Source organism: Streptosporangium sp. NPDC023615 (genome assembly GCF_040640155.1).
In the GTDB taxonomy this organism is placed as follows: Bacteria; Actinomycetota; Actinomycetes; order Streptosporangiales; family Streptosporangiaceae; genus Streptosporangium.
The window spans coordinates 34,377-52,169 of the sequence record NZ_JBFABE010000059.1; the positions used below are offsets into that span (position 1 = coordinate 34,377).

Consider the following 17,793-nt stretch of genomic DNA (forward strand, 5'->3'; position numbering starts at 1 on the left):
CGGTGGGAGGCATCCCGGCGGGGGGTGGCACGTTGGGAGGCGGCACGGTGGGAGGCATCCCGGCGGGGGGTGTCGAGGTGGGGGGCGTCACGGGCCGCCCTCTTCCGGACCGCCCCCTCCCGGTGGGCGTCGTCACGGGCCGGTCCCTCCCGGTGGGCGTCGTCAGGGGCCGGTTGCTTCCGGCGGGGGTGGTCACAGTCCGGTCCCTCCCAGCAGGGTCCCGAGGGCGAAGGTCAGGGCCGCGGCGACCGCGCCGACCAGCAGCTGGCGCAGCCCGCTGTACCACCAGCTCCGCGCGGTGACCCGGGAGACCAGCGCGCCGGCGCCGAACAGCGCCAGGCAGGAGATCACCGCCGAGGTCACCAGGCTGGTGACGCCCAGCAGGTACGGCAGGAGGGGCAGAAGGGCGCCCAGGCCGAACGACAGGAACGAGGAGACCGCCGCGATCCGGGGCGAGGGAAGGTCCCGCGCGGTCACCCCGAGTTCGGCCTCGGAGTGCACCTCCAGCGCCGTCTCCGGATCCATCGAGATCTGCCGCGCCACCTCGGCGGCCACGGCCGGGTCGACGCCCCGGTCCCGGTAGAGCTTGGCCAGCTCCTCCTGCTCGGCCTCGGGGTGGCGTTCGAGCTCGCGCCGCTCGACGGCGATCTCGGCCAGCGCCAGCTCGCGCTGGCTGGCCACCGACACGTACTCGCCGCCGGCCATGGAGAACGCGCCGGCCGCCAGGCCCGCGACGCCCGCCAGCACGATGACCCGGGTTCCGGCGTCGCCGCCGGCGACCCCGGCGATCAGGGCGAAGTTCGAGACCAGGCCGTCCATCGCGCCGAACACCGAGGGGCGCAGCCAGCCGCCGTTGACGTCGCGGTGCCGGTGGTGCATCTCGGCGCCCTGCCGGGTGTCCTCCTCGTTCATCCCGTCCCCCGCGTCGCGGGGTGCCCGTGCCGGCCCCGGCGCGGGGAGGCCCCCGTGCCGGGTGATCCGCCGGCCCGGGTCCTGGACGGACGTGACGTCAACGTCGGTCTTTCCCGCCTTCGGCAGCGGACGCCGCCGCGCCCGGCTCACGGACCTCGGCCGCACCCGCCTCGCGCGGGTCGCCTCCGGTCACGGCCGGTACGGCGTCGCCGCGTGCCGTCTCGTCGCCGCCGGAGCCGTCACCCCGGGCTCCCTCGTCGATCCCGGCGTCCCCGCCGGCCCCGTCGCCGGTGTCCCTGTGCCCCCCGTCGTCCCCGTCGTCCCCGTCGTCCCCGTCGTCCCCGCCGTCCCCGCCGTTCCCGTCACGCTCGGCGGTCGTGGTGGTCGTGGCGATCTCGCCGGGGTCGGCCAGGTCGGCCGGGTGGGCCGGATCGGCGGACACGGCCAGGACACCGCTCGCGTGCGTGCCCGGGATGTCCGGGCCGATACGCGTGGGGAGCACCGGCTCGTCGTCGTTCCTGTTCCTGGCGTACCAGAAGTAGATCATCGCCCCGATGAACACGACGATCGACGTCCACTGGTTGAGCCGCAGGCCCAGGATGTGGTGGGCGGTGTCGACGCGCAGCCCCTCGATCCAGAAGCGGCCCACGGTGTAGCCGGCGACGTAGAGCGCGAACAGGCGGCCGTGACGGAGCGCGAACCGGCTGCCCGCCCAGATCAGGATCAGCCCCAGGCCCAGGTCCCAGATCGACTCGTACAGGAACGCCGGGTGGTAGGTGTCCTCGCCCGGCACCGTGCCCGGCCGGTCGGGGTCGATCTCCAGGCCCCACGGCAGGTCGGTGGGGCTGCCGAACAGCTCCTGGTTGAAGTAGTTGCCCCAGCGGCCGATGCCCTGGGCGATCACGATGCCGGGGGCGATGGTGTCGGCCACCGCGGTGACCGAGATGCCCGACCGCCGGCAGGCGATCCAGACACCCACGCCCCCCAGCGCGACCGCGCCCCAGATGCCCAGGCCGCCGTTCCAGATGAACAGCGCCTCGTACGGCTCGTTGGGCGCGTCCGCCCCGAAGTAGAGCTGCCAGTCGGTGATCACGTGGTACAGGCGTCCACCGATCAGGCCGAACGGCACGGCCCAGACGGCGAGGTCCACGATCGTCCCCGGCTCGCCGCCACGGGCCCGCCAGCGGCGTTCACCGATGATGACCGCGACGACGACGCCGAGCACGATGCACAGTGCGTAGGCCCGGATCGGGACCATGTCGAAGAGGTACCAGACCCCGTTCGAGGGGCTGGGAATCGAGGCGAGGGGCATGTCAGGTGACGTTACCGTGTCGCGCGCTACTTGGCGGCATCAAGAACGGTCTGGCGTAGATCGGCGGGTTTGAAGGCCACGTCGATGTCGACCTCGGTGCCGTCGAGTTTCAGCGTCGGGGTCCCGGTGAGCTTCTGGCCGTTCATGATCTTGGTGCTGTACTCGGCGTGCGCGGCCGCCTTCTCCTGGCTGGTCACGCAGGCGGCGAAGCCGGGGTCGGTCACCCCCGCCTCCTTGCCCCAGGCGATCAGGTCGGGGATCGCGAAGCCCTCGGCGGTCTCCGAGGGCTGCTCCTTGAAGAGCCTGTCGTGGAAGGCGATCCAGGGCGCGCCCCCGGGGACGCAGCGGGAGGCGGCGGCGGCGCGCACCGAGTTGGCCCGGGTGATGCCCTTGTTGGTCTGCTGCGGGAAGATCGTGATCGGGTGGTAGACGACCTTGGCCCTGCCCTCGGCCGCCAGGTTCCTGATCGTGGGGCCGCTGGTCTCCTCCAGCGCCTTGCACGCCGGGCACTGGAAGTCCTCGAAGACCTCCAGGACCGGCTTCTCCACGCCCGGCTTGGCCATGACCACCGAGCCGTCGGCGGCCACGGTGATCGGCGCGAGTGTGGCGCCGACCTGCTCGGACCTGCTGCTCTGGGCGGCGAACCACCACCCGGCGCCGATCGCGGCGAGCGCGATGACCGCCACCGTGGCGCCCGTCACCGCCCGCTTGCGGCGCTCCTTCTGCCTCTGCTCGTCGCGCTGCGCCTTGATGCGATCACGCGCCGACTGCTCCCGCGCGGCCTTGCCCATCAGTCCGTCTCCTTTTCGTGGGGCTCCTCGTCGTCGCCCTCGAAGTCGTCGTACGGTTCCTGGCCGGGGGTGAGCCCCAGCACGGAGTCCAGCGCGAAGCGACCCGGCGGGAACCAGGCGACGAACACACCGAGCACGAAGAGACCGAAGTCACGCAGGATGTCGACGAGGTAGTCGGGCTCCACGCCGGCCGCCAGCTGACCGCCGCCGCCGAAGCAGCCGCAGTCGATGCGCAGCCCGCGCGCCCACGCCGAGGCGATGCCGATGACGAACGCCAGCATCAGCAGCGCCGAGACGACGGCCGCCGCCCGGGTGAGCAGCCCGACAACCAGCAACACCCCCACGACGATCTCCAGGATCGGCAGGCCGTACCCGACCACCGTGGCGAGCGATTCAGGGAGCAGCTCGTATGCCTCGACCGCCTGGACCGAGAGTGCCGGTGTGCCGATCTTGCCCCAACCCGCGACGATCAGCACGCCCGCCAGCACCAGCCGCGAGACGGTCGTCACCCAGCGTAGCGCCGAAATCACGATACGCGACCTATTGGGCGCGTGCTGTTTGCGGTCACGACCACCATTCTCCTCTTCCAGAGACCGGGTCCTCACGGCTCCGGCGGACGCACGGTACCGAGGGAAACCTCATCACGAGCTGGATAAGCGTTGGATAAGCCTGCCGTACGGACACGGAGCGTGACGGTCCTTCTCCGGGGAAGGCGCCGACACGCCGGGGGGCCTCAGCCGCGGACGCCGGCCGCCAGTTCGGCGCCCAGCTCGCGGACCGCCGCCAGGCCCGAGGCCTCGTCGGGGGCGTCCAGCACGCGGCGGATGAACGCAGAGCCCACGATGACGCCGTCGGCGTAGGCGGCGACCTCGGCGGCCTGGCGGCCGGTGCCGACGCCCAGGCCGACGCAGACCGGCAGCGAGGTGTGCGGGCGGGTCCGCTCGACCAGGCCCTGGGCGGCCTCGCCGACCGAGTCGCGGGCGCCGGTGACGCCCATCAGGGAGGCGGCGTAGACGAAGCCGGTGCAGCTGTCGGCGACGGCCCGGATGCGCGCCTCGGTGGAGCTGGGCGCGACCAGGAAGACGGTGTCGATCCCGGCGGCGGCGCTGGCCTCGCGCCAGGGCCCGGCCTCCTCGGGGGTCAGGTCGGGCGTGATGGTGCCCACCCCGCCCGCGTTCGCCAGGTCGCGGGCGAAACGCTCGGCGCCGTAGCGGTCGATCGGGTTCCAGTACGTCATGACCAGGGTGGCGGCGCCCGTCCTGGCCACGCCCTCGACGGTGCGCAGCACGTCGGCGATGCGGGTGCCGTTGGTCAGCGCCCGGTGGACGGCGTCCTGGATCGTCGGGCCGTCCATGAGCGGGTCGGAGTAGGGCAGCCCGATCTCGATCACGTCGCAGCCCGCCTCCACCATGGCGGTGGCGACGGCGACGCCGCCCTCCTTGCTGGGGAACCCGGCGGGGAGGTACCCGATGAGGGCGGCGCGGTCGTCCGCCTTGGCCTTGGCGAACACCGTCTGGAGAGTCGTCATCGTTGCTTCCGTTGCGGGTCGTCCTCCCCGGCCGTGGCGGAGGGGAAGAGGGTGGGTCGTCAGAGGTTGAAGTACTTCATGGCGGTGCCCATGTCCTTGTCACCCCGGCCCGAGAGGTTGACCAGGATGGTGGCGTCCGGGCCCATCTCGCGGCCGAGCTTCAGGGCGCCGGCGAGCGCGTGCGAGGACTCGATCGCCGGGATGATGCCCTCGGTGCGGGCCAGCAGCGAGAAGGCGTCCATCGCCTCGGCGTCGGTGATGCCGTGGTAGACGGCGCGGCCGGTGTCCTTGAGCCAGGCGTGCTCGGGGCCGACACCGGGGTAGTCGAGGCCGGCCGAGATCGAGTGCGACTCGACCGTCTGGCCCTCGTCGTCCTGGAGCACGTACGTGCGCGAGCCGTGCAGCACGCCGACGGAGCCCTCGGTGAGGGTCAGGGCGTGCTCGCCGCTCTCCAGGCCGCGCCCGCCCGCCTCGTAGCCGTGCAGCTGGACGTCGCGGTCGCCGATGAAGGCGTGGAAGATGCCGATGGCGTTGGAGCCGCCGCCGACCGCCGCGGCGACCGCGTCCGGCAGGGCACCGGTGAGCTCCAGCATCTGGCGGCGGGCCTCGACGCCGATGATCCGGGCGAAGTCGCGGACGATCTCGGGGAACGGGTGCGGCCCGGCGATCGTGCCGAACAGGTAGTGGGTGCGGTCGACGTTGGCCACCCAGTCGCGAAACGCCTCGTTGATGGCGTCCTTGAGGGTCTGGCTGCCGTTGGTGACCGGCACGACGGTGGCGCCGAGCAGCTTCATCCGGGCGACGTTGAGCGCCTGGCGCTCGCAGTCGACGGCGCCCATGTAGATCACGCACTCCAGGCCCATCAGGGCCGCGGCGGTCGCGGTGGCGACGCCGTGCTGCCCGGCGCCGGTCTCGGCGATCACGCGCGACTTGCCCAGCCGCTTGGTCAGCAGGGCCTGGCCGAGCACGTTGTTGATCTTGTGGGCGCCGGTGTGGGTCAGGTCCTCGCGCTTGAGGATGATCCGGGCGCCGCCCGCCTGCTCGGCGAAGCGGGGCACCTCGGTCAGCGTGGTGGGCCGCCCGGCGTAGGTGCGCAGCAGGTGGTCGAACTCGCGCAGGAAGGCCACGTCGTTCTTGGCCTTGTCGTACTCGGCGGCGACCTCGTCCAGGGCGGGGATCAGCGCCTCGGGGACGTAACGACCGCCGAAGATGCCGAACTTGCCGTGCACGTCGGGGTCGTCGCCGTGCACGCCGTTGCCCGCGAGGTCCGCGGTGGTGAGGACGGTTCCGTCTTGAGTCGTCACTGCTTACTGCCCCTCGGGTCGGGATGCGGGATGGGCACCGGCGGTGACCAGGTCGACCACGGCGGCCCGCGGATCCCTGCCGGTCACCAGGCTCTCGCCGACCAGCACGGCGTCGGCGCCGGCCCTGGCGTAGGCGAGCAGGTCGTGGGGGCCGCGCACGCCCGACTCGGCGATCTTGATGACGCCCTCGGGGATCTTGGGGGCGAGCTTGGCGAACACCTCGCGGTCCACCTCGAGGGTCTTGAGGTCGCGCGCGTTGACACCGATGATCTTCGCTCCGGCGGCCAGCGCCCGGTCGAGCTCCTCGGCGGTGTGCACCTCGACCAGCGGGGCCAGGCCGATCGACTCGGCCCGCTCGATGAGCGAGACCAGCGCGTTCTGGTCGAGCGCCGCGACGATCAGCAGCGCCAGGTCGGCGCCGTAGGCCCGGGCCTCCCAGAGCTGGTAGGAGGTGACGATGAAGTCCTTGCGCAGCACCGGGATGTCGACGACGGCGCGCACCGCGGCCAGGTCGTCGAGGCTGCCGCCGAAGCGGCGCCGCTCGGTGAGCACGCTGATGACGTGGGCGCCGCCCGACTCGTAGTCGCCGGCCAGCGCGGCGGGGTCGGCGATCGCGGCCAGGGCGCCCTTGGACGGGCTGGAGCGCTTGACCTCGGCGATGACCGCCACCTGGTCCCCGCCCAGCGCCGCGTACGCGTCGCGCGGGGCGGGCGCCTTCGCGGCCCGCTCCTTGAGCTCGGCCAGCGTCACCTTCTCCTGCCGCTCGGCCAGGTCGGCGCGGACTCCTTCGAGGATCTCCTCGAGCACGCTCACTTGCCCTCCCCGCGAAGCTCGGAGGCCAGGCTCGCGAACGCCGTCGTGTCCGTGGTTCGCTCGCTCCGCTCGCTCACGAGTAAGGCCCCTCCCGATCGACTGCCCTTGTCCCGCCGATGGTATCGGCCCGCCCGGGGTCACCCGGCCACGGGGTGAGACCTATAGGTGACTATGGGGCTAGGAATTCACCAAAAGGAAGATTTCGCACTATCCAAAATGCGAGCACTAAAGTCAGTAATAGCCATCCATGCGCGGGTTGTACGGATTTGCGGGAGCTCGGCCCGGCGATCCCGCCCGTCCCCGCGCGGGCGCCCGTGCCCGCCTCCCCGCCCATGCCGGTGCCCGTCTTCCCGCCCCCGCCCGCGGCGGCGCCCCCGTCCGTGACCACGGCGGCGCCGTCGCGCCAGACGCGCAGCGTCCACCGGCCCCAGAGGGCGACCACGACCGGGATCAGGATCACGACCAGCGGATTGAGCCCCAGGGCGGCCGGCGGATCACCGTGCGCGAGCGCGTGCACCGCTCGCAACCCGCCGCAGCCCGGGCAGTACAGGCCGGTGAGCACCAGGAACGGGCAGGGGGGGTAGTGGCCGGGCTCGTTCGGGTCCACCGCCGCCACGAAGGCCACCGCGGCGGCCGCCGCGATCCCCAGCGACACCGGCACGGCCACCCGTGACCTCGCGGCCCGGCTCGTCGGCACGACCGTCAGCACCTCCCACCGATGACCCGCCTCCGGCCGGCCAGCCTACCCGCGGAGGACCCGGCTCAGCCGCCGTTCAGCAGGGCGGCACCGCCGAGGGTGCCGACCAGCACCAGCCAGAGGACGAGGAAGCCCACCCAGCACGCGATCCCGATGTAGGACAGCACCAGCCCGGTGATCGCCATGCCCCGCCCGTCCTCACCGGTCCGGTTGATCTGTCCCAGGGAGATGTGACCGAGCACGGCGCCCACGACCGAGGGGACGCCACAGGCGATCAGCCCGCAGATGCCCATGATCAGAGCGGCGATGGCCATGCCGTTGTTGGGCCGGGACGGCGGCGGCCCGTAGCCCCCGTAGCCCCCGTAACCGCCGTAGGGGTCGTGACCGGCCGGCCCGTACCCGTCCTGCTGCGGCCCGTAGCCCCCGGAGGGGTCGTAGCCGCCCGCGGGCCCGTAGCCGCCCGGCGAACCGTAGCCCCCCGCGGGACCGTGGTCGGCCGGGTAGCCGTAACCACCGGGGGGCGGGTAGCCGCCGGAGGAACCCTTGGGGTCCGAGGAGCCGTAGCCACCGTTCTCCGGAGGCTGTCCATAACCACCGGACTGATTGCCGTAGCTCATGATGACTCCTGATTTTCCGGGTTACGGGCGAAATACTAGCGAAAATGCCTCCGGAACGACGGGGTACGCCCCTCCGGACCAGCCCACCGCGACCGGGACGTCACCGAGGGCGCGCGGCCGGGTCAGGCGTCCCGGGGTCCGGACCGGCCGTCGGGTCGGTCCCCTCGTCGATGGCGTCCCAGAGCGCCCGCTCGCTCGCGGCGCTCGGGGGGCTCACGGCGCTCGGGCCGCTCGGCGCCGAGGAGCCCGGGGCGGGACGGCCCGCGCCGGGACCGGCGGTCCCGGGGCGGTCGTAGCGGCCGGACATGCCCGGCCAGCGACCGCCCCGCAGGACCGCCGCCACGCCCGCGGCCAGCAGGAGCACCCCTCCGGCCCCGGCGACGAGCGGCCAGGCGGGGGCCGGGACGAGGTGCGGGACCGCGCCCGTCGCCGTCGCCGTCGGTGCCCGCTCGGCGGCGAGGCGCAGCGCGGCGTCCGTACCGCTCCCCCACCAGGAGGCGGCGACCACCCCGGCCCCGCAGAGCGCCAGCACCGCGCCGACGACCGCGCGCCAGAGGCCGCCCGTCGCGAGCACGGCGACCGCCGCGGCGAGCGCCGCCCAGGCGGCGGGCCCGAGCGCCGGGGCCAGCTCGGCGGCCGAGAGGGCCACCTGGCGGGTGCCGTACGTCACGGTGAACCAGTCGCGCCCGGCGGCGAGCAGCACCGGCAGGGCGCCCGCCACGCAGGCCCCCAGCCAGATCCACGGCTCCCGCCCGGCCGTCATGCCCCGGTCACCGCCAGCTCGCCGGCGTCGAAGCAGGTCCGGTCGCCGGTGTGGCAGGCGGCGCCCACCTGGTCGACCCTGAGCAGCAGGGTGTCCCCGTCGCAGTCGAGCGCGGCGGACCTCACGTGCTGGACGTGGCCGGAGGTGTCGCCCTTCACCCAGTAGGACCCGCGGCTGCGTGACCAGTAGGTGGCCCTGCCGGTGGTGAGCGTGCGGTGCAGCGCCTCGTCGTCCATCCAGGCGAGCATGAGCACCTCGCCGGTGTCGTACTGCTGGACCACGGCGGGGACCAGCCCGTCGGCGGTGCGCTTCAGCCGGGCGGCGATGGCGGGGTCAAGGGGCATGCCGCAATTGTGCCGCACCGGCGGGGAGGGCCGGTGCCCGGCACGGGTGGGACGGCGGGCGCTCAGCTCGAGCGGTCGTCGTCCAGCACGTCGGCGGCGTGGACCACGATCTTCGGATCGGGGGTGCCGACGACGTCGTGGTCCTTGTTGTCGTACTCGAACATGCTCAGGACGTGCCGCATGGCCTCGATCCTGGCACGCTTCTTGTCATTGCTCTTGATCACCGTCCACGGCGCCTCCTCCGTGTCGGTGTTGACGAACATGTCCTCCTTGGCCTCGGTGTAGTCGTTCCACTTGTCGAGCGACTTCAGGTCCATCGGCGAGAGCTTCCACTGCCGCACCGGGTCGACCTGCCGGATCACGAACCGGGTGCGCTGCTCCGAGCGCGACACCGAGAACCAGAACTTCACCAGGTGGATGCCGTCGCGGACGAGCATCCGCTCGAACGCCGGGGCCTGCTCCAGGAACTCCAGGTACTCCTCGGGGGTGCAGAAGCCCATCACCCGCTCGACGCCGGCGCGGTTGTACCAGGAGCGGTCGAAGAAGACCATCTCCCCGGCGGCGGGCAGGTGGGAGATGTAGCGCTGGAAGTACCACTGGGTGCTCTCGCGCTCGTTCGGCTTCTCCAGCGCCACCACGTTGGCCCCGCGGGGGTTGAGGTGCTCCATGAAGCGCTTGATCGTGCCGCCCTTGCCGGCCGCGTCACGCCCCTCGAAGAGGATGATCAGGCGCCCGCCGTTGTCCTTGATCCAGTACTGCAGCTTGAGCAGCTCGATCTGGAGCAGTCGCTTGAGCCGGTCGTACTCCGCCCGGTCCATCCGCTCGGAGTAGGGGTACCTCTCCCGCCAGGTGTCGACCGGGGACCCGTCCACCCGCACCAGGACGGGATCGTCGTCGTCGTCGTCCTCGACCCGCAGGTCCGCCAGCTCGTCGAGCAGGTCGCTGCGTTCCATGGCCGATCGGACGTCCAGGACGGGCGGCTGCCCGCCCATGGGCTCTTCGCCCAGTACCTCTGTCATCGGTCCCTTCCCCGGGGCGGAACGTGGGATCCGCCCGTCCTTGCCTCTACCTCACCGTGACCAGGCTAATCCTCGACGACGGGACGGCCTTGACCGGCCGTTCCCCGCGGTCCCGGCCGGCCGTGTCCCCGCTCCCAGCCGGCCGCGGGGCACCTACGAACGGGCCGCCGAGACCCAGGAGGCGTACATGTCGGCGTAGACGCCCGGCTGCCGCACGAGCTCGGCGTGCGGGCCGCGCTGCACGATCCGGCCCCGGTCGAAGACGAACACCTCGTCCGCGGCCTCGGCGGTGGAGAGCCGGTGGGCGATGGAGACGGCCGTACGCCCCCGGGTGGCCCCCTCCAGCGCGCGGGCCAGCCGCACCTCGGTGGCGGGGTCCACCGCCGAGGTGGCCTCGTCCAGCAGGAGCAGGTCGGGGTCGGCCAGGTAGGCGCGGGCCAGCGCGACGAGCTGGCGCTCACCGGCCGACAGCGACTCGCCGCGCTGGCCGACCTCGGTCGCCAGGTCGGCGGGCAGCCCCTCCAGCCAGTCGGTGAGCCCCAGCTCGGTCAGGGCCAGCCTGATCTCCGCCTCGGTCGCCGAGGGCCGGCCGAAGGCGATGTTCTCCGCCAGGGTGCCGTCGAACAGGAACCCGTCCTGGGGCACCATGACGATCCTGCGGCGCAGCGAGGAGAAGCGCACGTCGCGCAGGTCGTGGCCGTCGACGGTGATCCTGCCCGAGACCGGGTCCATCAGGCGGGTGAGCAGCTTGGCGAAGGTCGTCTTGCCCGAGCCGGTCTCCCCCACCACGGCCACCCGCGAGCGCGGCGTGATGTCGGCCGAGACGCCGTGCAGCACCGGCGCCCCGCCGGGGTAGGAGAATCCGACGTCCTGGAAGGAGACCGAGATGGGGCCGCGCGGCAGGTCGACGCCGTCGTCGCCGGGGTCGGCGACGTCGGCCGGGGTGTCGAGCACGCCGAGGATGCGCCGCCACCCGGCGACGGCGTTCTGCGCCTCGTTGAGCACCTCGGTGGCCATCTGCATCGGCGAGACGAACAGCGTGATCAGGAACAGGAAGGCCACCAGGCGCCCCTCGCTGATGTCGCCCGCCAGCCCGAGCCTGACCCCGACCAGCACCAGCGCGGCCAGCGCGACGGCCGCGACGATCTCGGTCAGCGGGAAGACGGTAGCGACGATCCGCTGGGTGCGGGCCTGGGCCGCCTTGTTGGCCTCGATCGCGACGTCGAGCCGCTCGGCCGTACGGGCTTCCGAGCCGTGCGCCCTGATCACCGCGGCGCCCACCACGGCCTCGCTGACGGCCGACAGCATGTCGCCGGTGCGCTCGCGCACCCGCGTGTAGGCCCCCGACAGCCACCGCTGGAAACGCGGCAGCACGACCATGAGCGGCAGGAAGCACGCCCACACCACCAGGGCGAGCTGCCAGGAGTAGACGAACATCAGCGCGGTGGCGACCAGCAACTGCCCCAGGGCGATGATGATCATCAGTCCGCCCCACTGCATGAACGTGCTGATCTGGTCGACGTCGCCGGTCACCCGGGAGACGAGCGCGCCGCGCCGCTCGGTGTTCTGCGTGAGCACCGACAGGTCGTGCACGTGCCGGAAGCCGCGCACCCGCAGCGTGGCCAGCGAGGACTCGGTGACCCGGTACAGGCGGACGTTCATCAGGTAGGCGCACAGCGCGGTGAACACCACCGCGGCGGCGCAGATCAGCACCGTGGTGCGGACGTAGGCCAGGTCGGGGGTGTCGCCGGCCAGGCCGGTGTCGATGGTCTGCTGGACCGCGATCGGCACGATGACCTTGCCGGCCGTGGCGACCACGGCCAGCGCGAGCGTCCCGGCCAGGCCCTTGCGGAACTCCGGCGTGAGCGACAGCCCGTGGCGGACCGTGGCCAGGCCGGAGCGCTCGATCCCCTGGAACGCGCTCATCGGAGCCCTCCCGCCCGCGGTCCGGGGGCGGCCGGGCTCCGGTCGTACTGCCTCACGCGCTGACCTCTTCCTCGTGTTCGGCGGCGAGCGCCTCGCGCTCGGCGCCCTGACGTTCGTAGGCGGTGACCAGGTTGCGGTAGCCCTCGCAGCGCTCCAGCAGCTCCGCGTGGGAGCCGCGGTCGGCGATGCGGCCGTGGTCGAGGTAGACGACCTCGTCGGCCAGGGCGATGGTGGCCATCCGGTAGGCGATCACGACGACCGTGGAGACCTGGGCCGCGTCCCGCAGCCCGTACAGGATCCTGGCCTCGACCTGCGGGTCGACGCTGGAGGTGGAGTCGTCCAGGATCAGCAGCCTGGGGCGGCGCACCAGCGCGCGGGCCAGGGCGATCCGCTGGCGCTGGCCGCCGGACAGGGAGGTGCCGCGCTCGCCGACCATGGTGTCGAGCCCGGAGGGCAGCGCGCTGACGAACCCCTCGGCCTGGGCCAGCCGCAGCGCCGCCCAGACCTCCTCGTCGGCCACGGGCAGGCCGAGGGCGACGTTGCCGCGTACGGTGTCGTCGAACAGGAACGTCTGCTGGGGCACCAGGGCGACCGCGCCGCTGACTCCTCCCCGGGCCACCTCGCGCAGGTCGGTGCCGTCCACCAGGACGGCGCCCGAGGCCGGGTCGACCAGGCGGACGAAGGTCTGGGCGAGCGTGGACTTGCCCGAGCCGGTGGGGCCGACCAGGGCGACGGTCCGTCCGGGCTCGACCTCCAGGCTCACCTCGCGCAGGACGGGGAAGTCGCCGTCGCCGTAGGCGTAGGCCAGGTCGCGCACCTCCAGCCTGACCGGGTCGGTGCCGGGCAGTTCGGCCGTGCCGTGCTCCATGGACCCGCTGGCGTCCAGCACGGCCCGGATCCGCTCGTAGCCGACCACCGACCGGGGCAGCTCGGCCAGCACCCAGCCCAGCGCCCGGATCGGGAAGGCCAGCAGCGTGAACAGGTAGGCGACCTGGACGAGCACCCCCGAGCCGATCGCGCCGCTCTCCAGCCGCATCGCGCCGATCAGCAGCACCGCGAGCACGCCCAGGGTGGGCAGCGCCTCCAGCACCGGGTCGAACAGGCCGCGGACCCGGCCGACGGCGATGTTGGCGTCGCGCAGCTCCTGGGCCTTGGCCGTGAACCTGGCGGTCTCCTCGTCCTCGCGGCCCAGGGTCTTGACGACCAGGGCGCCGTCGAAGCTCTCGTGGGCGATCTCGCTGACCTCGGCGCGCAGCTGCTGGGCGCGGGTCGCCAGCGGGTTGAGCCTGCGCTGGTAGACCAGGTTGAGCACGGCGATCGCGGGGAAGACCAGGAAGCCCACCAGGGCGAGGACCGGGTCGGTGATCACCATCGCGACCGCGGCGGTGACGAGCATCACCACCACCCCGACCGCCATCGGCAGCGGGGCCAGCGGCGCCCAGGCCGCCTCGACGTCGGAGCCCGCGTTGGACAGCAGCTGCCCGGTCGGGTGGCGGTGGTGCCAGGCCAGCGGGAGCCTCAGGTACTGGCGGGTGACGTCGCGGCGGGAACGGGCCTGCATCCGGTACTGCATGACCCCGGCGAAGTAGCGCCGGCCGGCCACGCCCAGCGCCTTGAGCAGCGACACGCCGAGGATGAGGAGCGTCCCCGCGACCAGGGTGCCGGTGGTGATGTCACCGTTCCTGAAGGCGGGGAGCACGACGTGGTCGGTGGCCCAGCCCAGCGCCCACGCCGCCGCGACGGTCATGAAGCCGTACAGGGCGCTGGACAGGACGGCCGCGGTGAAGATCGACTTCTCGGCGCGGACGGCCACCCCGAGGACACCGATCCCCCGGCGCATGACTGCGGTGGTCACCTTGCTCGACACGCGGGGAGTGTCCCTTCGGAGGAGATGTGTGGCTTGTTTCTACCTAAGTCCCTATCAAAGTCGATCATGCGGTTATTCCCGGGCCCGCCTCCCGGCCTGAGGGGAGCACGCCACCGGTTGCCCGCGCAACGACGTTGCTAGAATGATCGATCGACCTCCTTCCTACTGCCGCGGGCCGGGGGGTCGAGCCCCGGGGCCGAGGCCCCGGACCGCCTACGGAGGTATCCGATGAACCACGCCCGCGTCGAGCGCGCCGCGCTCGCCGACCTGTTCGCCACGGTCGGGCCGGACGCCCCCACGCTGTGCGAGGGATGGACCACCTTCGACCTCGCCGCCCACCTCGTGCTCCGCGAACGCCGCCCCGACGCCGCCGGGGGCATCCTCCTCAAGCCGCTGGCCGGGCGCACCGCCAGGGTGCAGGAGGCCCTCAAGTCCACGAAGGGCTACACGGGCCTCGTCGAGCTGGTGCGCTCCGGCCCGGCCGGGCTCTACCGGCTGCCCGCCCTGGACGAGGTGGTCAACACGACGGAGTACTTCGTCCACCACGAGGACGTACGGCGCGCCCAGCGGGTCTGGGAGCCGCGCGAGCTCCCCGGCGACCTCGAGGAGCGGTTCTGGAAGCAGATCCGCGCCGGCGCCCGGGTGTTCCTGCGCCGCTCCCCCGTCCGCGTGATCCTGCACCGCATCGGCGGGGGCGTGGCCATCGGCGGCCCCAGGGACGCCACCGGGCAGGTCGAGGTGACCGGCCGGGCCGGGGAGCTGCTGCTGTTCTGCTTCGGCCGCCAGGCGCACGCCAAGGTCGACGTCAGCGGCGACGACGAGGCGGTCGCCCGGCTGATGGACACCCCCCTGGGCATCTGAGCCGCCCCGGCGCGAGACCGGGAGCCGAAGGCGGAGGTGACGGGGGCCGTGGGGCCGCCGTCGCGGCCGGGGCGGGCACCGGCCGCCCGGACCGCCGTCCCGCACGACGTTAAAGGCCCCCCTTCCAGGGAAATCGGGGGACATGAGCCTTACGAGCGATGACTACAGCGTCCACGTCGACGGTCACACGGTGGCGGTGACCGGCAAGACCGGTCCCGTGCACGCCCGCTGGGTCCTCACGGTCGACGGCCGGGAGGTCGACCGGGCCGAGGCGGCCGGGGACTTCTCCCTCAGGGGCACGCTGCCGAACGGTTCCGCCGTCCGCGCCGAGGTGCACCAGAGCCTGATCGGTCCCACCGAGGTGGTCGTCCACCACCGTGACGAGGAGATCTCGCGCTTCCACGGCTTCGTCGCCTGACCCCCTCCCCACGCGTCCCCCGCCCGCCCCCGGGGGCGGCGGTCTCCGGCCCGCCGCCCCTCCCGGCCCGGCGCCCGCCCCCCCTGGAACGGTCCCCGGGTCCGCCGTACCCGCCCGCCCGGCCTAGCCCTACCGGTATACCTGGCAGTGAACATTGGACAGGATCGCCCCATGACCGCACCATGGCGGGTGTGACCTATGCCAGACTCGCGACCGGACCACGGCTCGTCCCCGTGCTCCGGGTATGATCATCAAAATCCGGGAGCCACCCGGGCCGCAGATGCCAAAGATCGATAAAATTCGGGTATATACGGCTGGGATTGGAACTGCCAGGAGGCCCCCATGCAGGTCAAGAAGGTCCTCACCTACCTCGCGGTAGCGTTCGTGGTCTTCTATCTGTTCACCAAGCCCGCCGAAGCGGCGAGTGCGGTCAACGGAGTCTTCGATGGAATCGTGACAGGAGCGGATCGATTGGCTCTGTTCGTCACCCGAGTGCTCAACTGACCGCCGGGCGAGGCCCGGCCCCGCCCTGAACCGCGTCACCCGCGCTCCCGGCCGATCCATGGGGGAGCGCGAACCTCACCGACCACCGGATCACCACACCGCGCCCCGGCCGATCACGGGGACGGTGCGCAGCCGGCCGTGACGACGTCCGCCGACCGGTGAACCCGGCATCCAGAGGTCACACATCCCGCCGCGCGGTGCCGCCGTACGGAGCGGTACGGCCACACCCCGCACGACGCGCCCCGAGCCCGCCTCCCGATCCCCCGATCATCGGTGCCCGAACGCCCTGACCCGATCGTGGGTGATCGCGGAGACCCCCCGGACGATCCCTTGATGATCCCTCCGGCATCGTGAGGGAAGGGTCCGTTTCTCGTACGGGGGATCGTTCATGTGGCGCAGACAGGGTTTCCTCCGAGCCGGGGTGATCGTCGCCGGAGTCCTGGCGTACGGCACACCGGCCACCGCGTCTGCCGCGTCTGCCGAATCGGCCGCCGTGTCGGCCGCGTCCCCGGGCACGAGGCCCGCCTCCCCGGCCCGGATCGCCGTCCCCCTTCCGGTGCCCCGCCCCGTCCCCGCCCCGCTCCCGGACCCCGCGCTCCCCTTCGTCCGGCCGCCTCTCGCCTCCCCGCCCCCGGCCGGCCCGCCGGCGGCGGTCCCGGTGCGCCGCGGGACCGGTACCCCCCGGACGACCGCGCTCCCCCGGCCGGCCCGGGCCGTCCCGATGACCCGGGTGACCCCGGCGCCCCGCGCGATCCCGGCCGCCCCGCCGGCCGTCCGGCCCTCACCGCCCCTCGCCCGCCCGATCCTCGGCCATTTCGGCGCCCCGGCCGGACGGCCGCTGAGGGGCAGGATCACGCTGACCGCCCCCGCGGGTGAGACGCTCGGTTTCCGGGTCGTCGACACCACCCTGCTGCCCGCCGGGATCACGATCGACGCCGACGGGCTGCTCGGCGGCGCCTCCCGGGTGCCGGGCGTCTGGACCGTCCCGGTCGAGGCGTGCACCCGCGCGGGCGGCTGCGCCCCCGGCGCCGTGACGATCACCGTCACCGCCCCCTGCGCGACCTCACCCGCCGGCCCCGCGCCCGCTCCCCCGGCACCGGGCACGAGATCGGCACCGGGGGTGTGAGGGGCGTACCGCGTCCGCGGTCACGCCGGGACGGCCGTCAGACGGCCGTGCGCGACCACTGCTGGTTGGCGCCGGTGTTGCACGGGTACTGCTTGAGGATCGCGCCGTCCGCGGTCGACGCGGACGGCACGTCCACGCACTTGCCGCTGTGTCGTGCCCGGAGCTGGAAGTAGCCGCCGACCGCGACCATCTGGAACTGCTGGTTGGTGCCGGTGCCACAGGTGTACTGGACGAGCTCGGCGCCGTCGGCGGTCGAGGCGCTCACCACGTCGAGGCACTTCCCGCTGTGGCGGCTGACGATGCGCCAGTAGCCGCCGCCGGCGTCCTGGAACCGCCACTGCTGCCACGCGTTGCCGCCGTAGGGGTACTGCCCGACGCGCGCGCCGTTGTCGGTGTTCGGCTGCTGGACGTCCATGGCCTTGCCGCTGTGGCGCACGTCGACCCGGTAGTACGTCACCGGCGGGGGGGTGGGGTCGCTGACGGTGTCGCCCCAGGCGTACCGGATCCGGTTGGCGCCGGAGGCGTTGCGGATCGTCAGGTTGAGATCGGTGCCGCTGCCGCTCAGGGCGTACATCGAGTACCAGTCGTAGCCGATGGTGCCCGTCTTGCCGCCGAGGGCGGGCCAGTAGGTGCCGCCCATCCGGTTGTCGCGCATGACCTGGGCCACGGCGCGGATGTAGCGCACGAAGTTGTCGGCGCTGTTCGGGTCGCTGTAGTCGAGGCCGGTGGACATCGGCGCGCCGAACTCGGTCGCGACCGCGCGGGAGGCGCAGTTGCCCAGGCGCGTCTGGATGTGGCTCCGGAAGGCGTCGTAGGTCATGGCGCCGTAGAAGAAGGCGTAGTGGTGGAAGGACAGCAGCGTCGCGTTGAAGCGGCTGTCGTTGCAGACGTCGCGCAGGTCCTGGCTGAAGCCGGTGCCGCCGATGAGCACCCGGCCCGGCACCGCCGAGGTGTGGTAGGCGAGCCAGTTCGCCGCGACGTTGCGCCATTC

19 protein-coding genes are annotated in these 17,793 nt (G+C 72.8%); 4 read left to right on the forward strand and 15 right to left on the reverse strand.

Features of this window, described 5'->3' with window-relative positions; translation table 11 throughout:
* Positions 1-192: 192 nt before the first annotated feature.
* From AB0G16_RS30110 to AB0G16_RS30175, 14 genes are all read right to left on the reverse strand, one after another.
* The gene (locus AB0G16_RS30110; protein WP_362812394.1) at positions 193-912 is read right to left on the reverse strand and encodes a VIT1/CCC1 transporter family protein; all 720 of its coding nucleotides are present in this window, start codon (positions 910-912) and stop codon (positions 193-195) included.
* Between the two features lie 97 nt (positions 913-1,009).
* Complete coding sequence (lgt, locus tag AB0G16_RS30115) at positions 1,010-2,224, reverse strand: prolipoprotein diacylglyceryl transferase (protein WP_362812397.1); 1,215 nt, start codon at positions 2,222-2,224, stop codon at positions 1,010-1,012.
* 26 nt (positions 2,225-2,250) lie between these two features.
* A complete protein-coding gene (locus tag AB0G16_RS30120; RefSeq protein WP_362812400.1) occupies positions 2,251-3,015 on the reverse strand; it encodes a thioredoxin domain-containing protein in 765 nt (254 codons plus the stop codon).
* Positions 3,015-3,545 carry a MauE/DoxX family redox-associated membrane protein gene (locus tag AB0G16_RS30125; protein WP_362812403.1) on the reverse strand — a complete coding sequence of 177 codons (531 nt, stop codon included), beginning with the start codon at positions 3,543-3,545 and terminating at the stop codon, positions 3,015-3,017. The genes AB0G16_RS30120 and AB0G16_RS30125 overlap by 1 nt, the downstream gene beginning before the upstream one ends.
* Before the next feature lie 203 nt (positions 3,546-3,748).
* A complete protein-coding gene (trpA, locus tag AB0G16_RS30130) occupies positions 3,749-4,543 on the reverse strand; it encodes a tryptophan synthase subunit alpha (protein WP_362812406.1) in 795 nt (264 codons plus the stop codon).
* Positions 4,544-4,602: 59 nt separating this feature from the next.
* Positions 4,603-5,793 carry a tryptophan synthase subunit beta gene (gene trpB, locus AB0G16_RS30135; RefSeq protein ID WP_362812441.1) on the reverse strand — a complete coding sequence of 397 codons (1,191 nt, stop codon included), beginning with the start codon at positions 5,791-5,793 and terminating at the stop codon, positions 4,603-4,605.
* 57 nt (positions 5,794-5,850) lie between these two features.
* Entirely contained in the window at positions 5,851-6,660 is an 810-nt protein-coding gene (gene trpC, locus AB0G16_RS30140) for an indole-3-glycerol phosphate synthase TrpC (protein ID WP_362812409.1), read from the reverse strand.
* 169 nt (positions 6,661-6,829) lie between these two features.
* Entirely contained in the window at positions 6,830-7,357 is a 528-nt protein-coding gene (locus AB0G16_RS30145) for a DUF2752 domain-containing protein (RefSeq protein ID WP_362812412.1), read from the reverse strand.
* A gap of 65 nt (positions 7,358-7,422) precedes the next feature.
* On the reverse strand, positions 7,423-7,974 hold the full coding sequence (locus AB0G16_RS30150; RefSeq protein WP_362812415.1) for a DUF4190 domain-containing protein: 552 nt from the start codon (positions 7,972-7,974) through the stop codon (positions 7,423-7,425).
* Positions 7,975-8,074: 100 nt separating this feature from the next.
* Positions 8,075-8,737, reverse strand: coding sequence for a Trp biosynthesis-associated membrane protein (locus tag AB0G16_RS30155; protein ID WP_362812418.1), 663 nt, complete (start codon positions 8,735-8,737; stop codon positions 8,075-8,077).
* Positions 8,734-9,081: a phosphoribosyl-AMP cyclohydrolase gene (gene hisI / locus AB0G16_RS30160; protein ID WP_362812421.1), complete on the reverse strand. Its 348-nt coding sequence runs from the start codon at positions 9,079-9,081 to the stop codon at positions 8,734-8,736. The genes AB0G16_RS30155 and hisI overlap by 4 nt, the downstream gene beginning before the upstream one ends.
* Before the next feature lie 62 nt (positions 9,082-9,143).
* Positions 9,144-10,100 carry a polyphosphate kinase 2 gene (gene ppk2, locus AB0G16_RS30165; protein ID WP_362812424.1) on the reverse strand — a complete coding sequence of 319 codons (957 nt, stop codon included), beginning with the start codon at positions 10,098-10,100 and terminating at the stop codon, positions 9,144-9,146.
* Between the two features lie 153 nt (positions 10,101-10,253).
* Positions 10,254-12,026, reverse strand: a complete 1,773-nt coding sequence (locus AB0G16_RS30170; RefSeq protein WP_362812426.1) for an ABC transporter ATP-binding protein — start codon at positions 12,024-12,026, stop codon at positions 10,254-10,256.
* 52 nt (positions 12,027-12,078) lie between these two features.
* On the reverse strand, positions 12,079-13,866 hold the full coding sequence (locus AB0G16_RS30175; RefSeq protein ID WP_362812444.1) for an ABC transporter ATP-binding protein: 1,788 nt from the start codon (positions 13,864-13,866) through the stop codon (positions 12,079-12,081).
* A 255-nt stretch (positions 13,867-14,121) separates the two neighbouring features.
* On the opposite strand from AB0G16_RS30175, the gene AB0G16_RS30180 reads away from it, so the two are divergent.
* The 4 genes from AB0G16_RS30180 (at position 14,122) to AB0G16_RS30195 (ending at position 16,802) form a co-directional block, all read left to right on the forward strand.
* Positions 14,122-14,754, forward strand: coding sequence for a TIGR03085 family metal-binding protein (locus tag AB0G16_RS30180; RefSeq protein ID WP_362812429.1), 633 nt, complete (start codon positions 14,122-14,124; stop codon positions 14,752-14,754).
* Between the two features lie 142 nt (positions 14,755-14,896).
* Positions 14,897-15,172, forward strand: coding sequence for a hypothetical protein (locus AB0G16_RS30185; protein WP_362812432.1), 276 nt, complete (start codon positions 14,897-14,899; stop codon positions 15,170-15,172).
* A gap of 342 nt (positions 15,173-15,514) precedes the next feature.
* Complete coding sequence (locus tag AB0G16_RS30190; protein ID WP_344904412.1) at positions 15,515-15,676, forward strand: hypothetical protein; 162 nt, start codon at positions 15,515-15,517, stop codon at positions 15,674-15,676.
* A 388-nt stretch (positions 15,677-16,064) separates the two neighbouring features.
* Positions 16,065-16,802, forward strand: a complete 738-nt coding sequence (locus AB0G16_RS30195; RefSeq protein ID WP_362812435.1) for a hypothetical protein — start codon at positions 16,065-16,067, stop codon at positions 16,800-16,802.
* 37 nt (positions 16,803-16,839) lie between these two features.
* On the opposite strand, the gene AB0G16_RS30200 is transcribed toward AB0G16_RS30195, so the two are convergent.
* Positions 16,840-17,793, reverse strand: a 954-nt coding sequence (locus tag AB0G16_RS30200) for an RICIN domain-containing protein (protein WP_362812438.1), incomplete at its 5' end; no start/stop codon positions are given.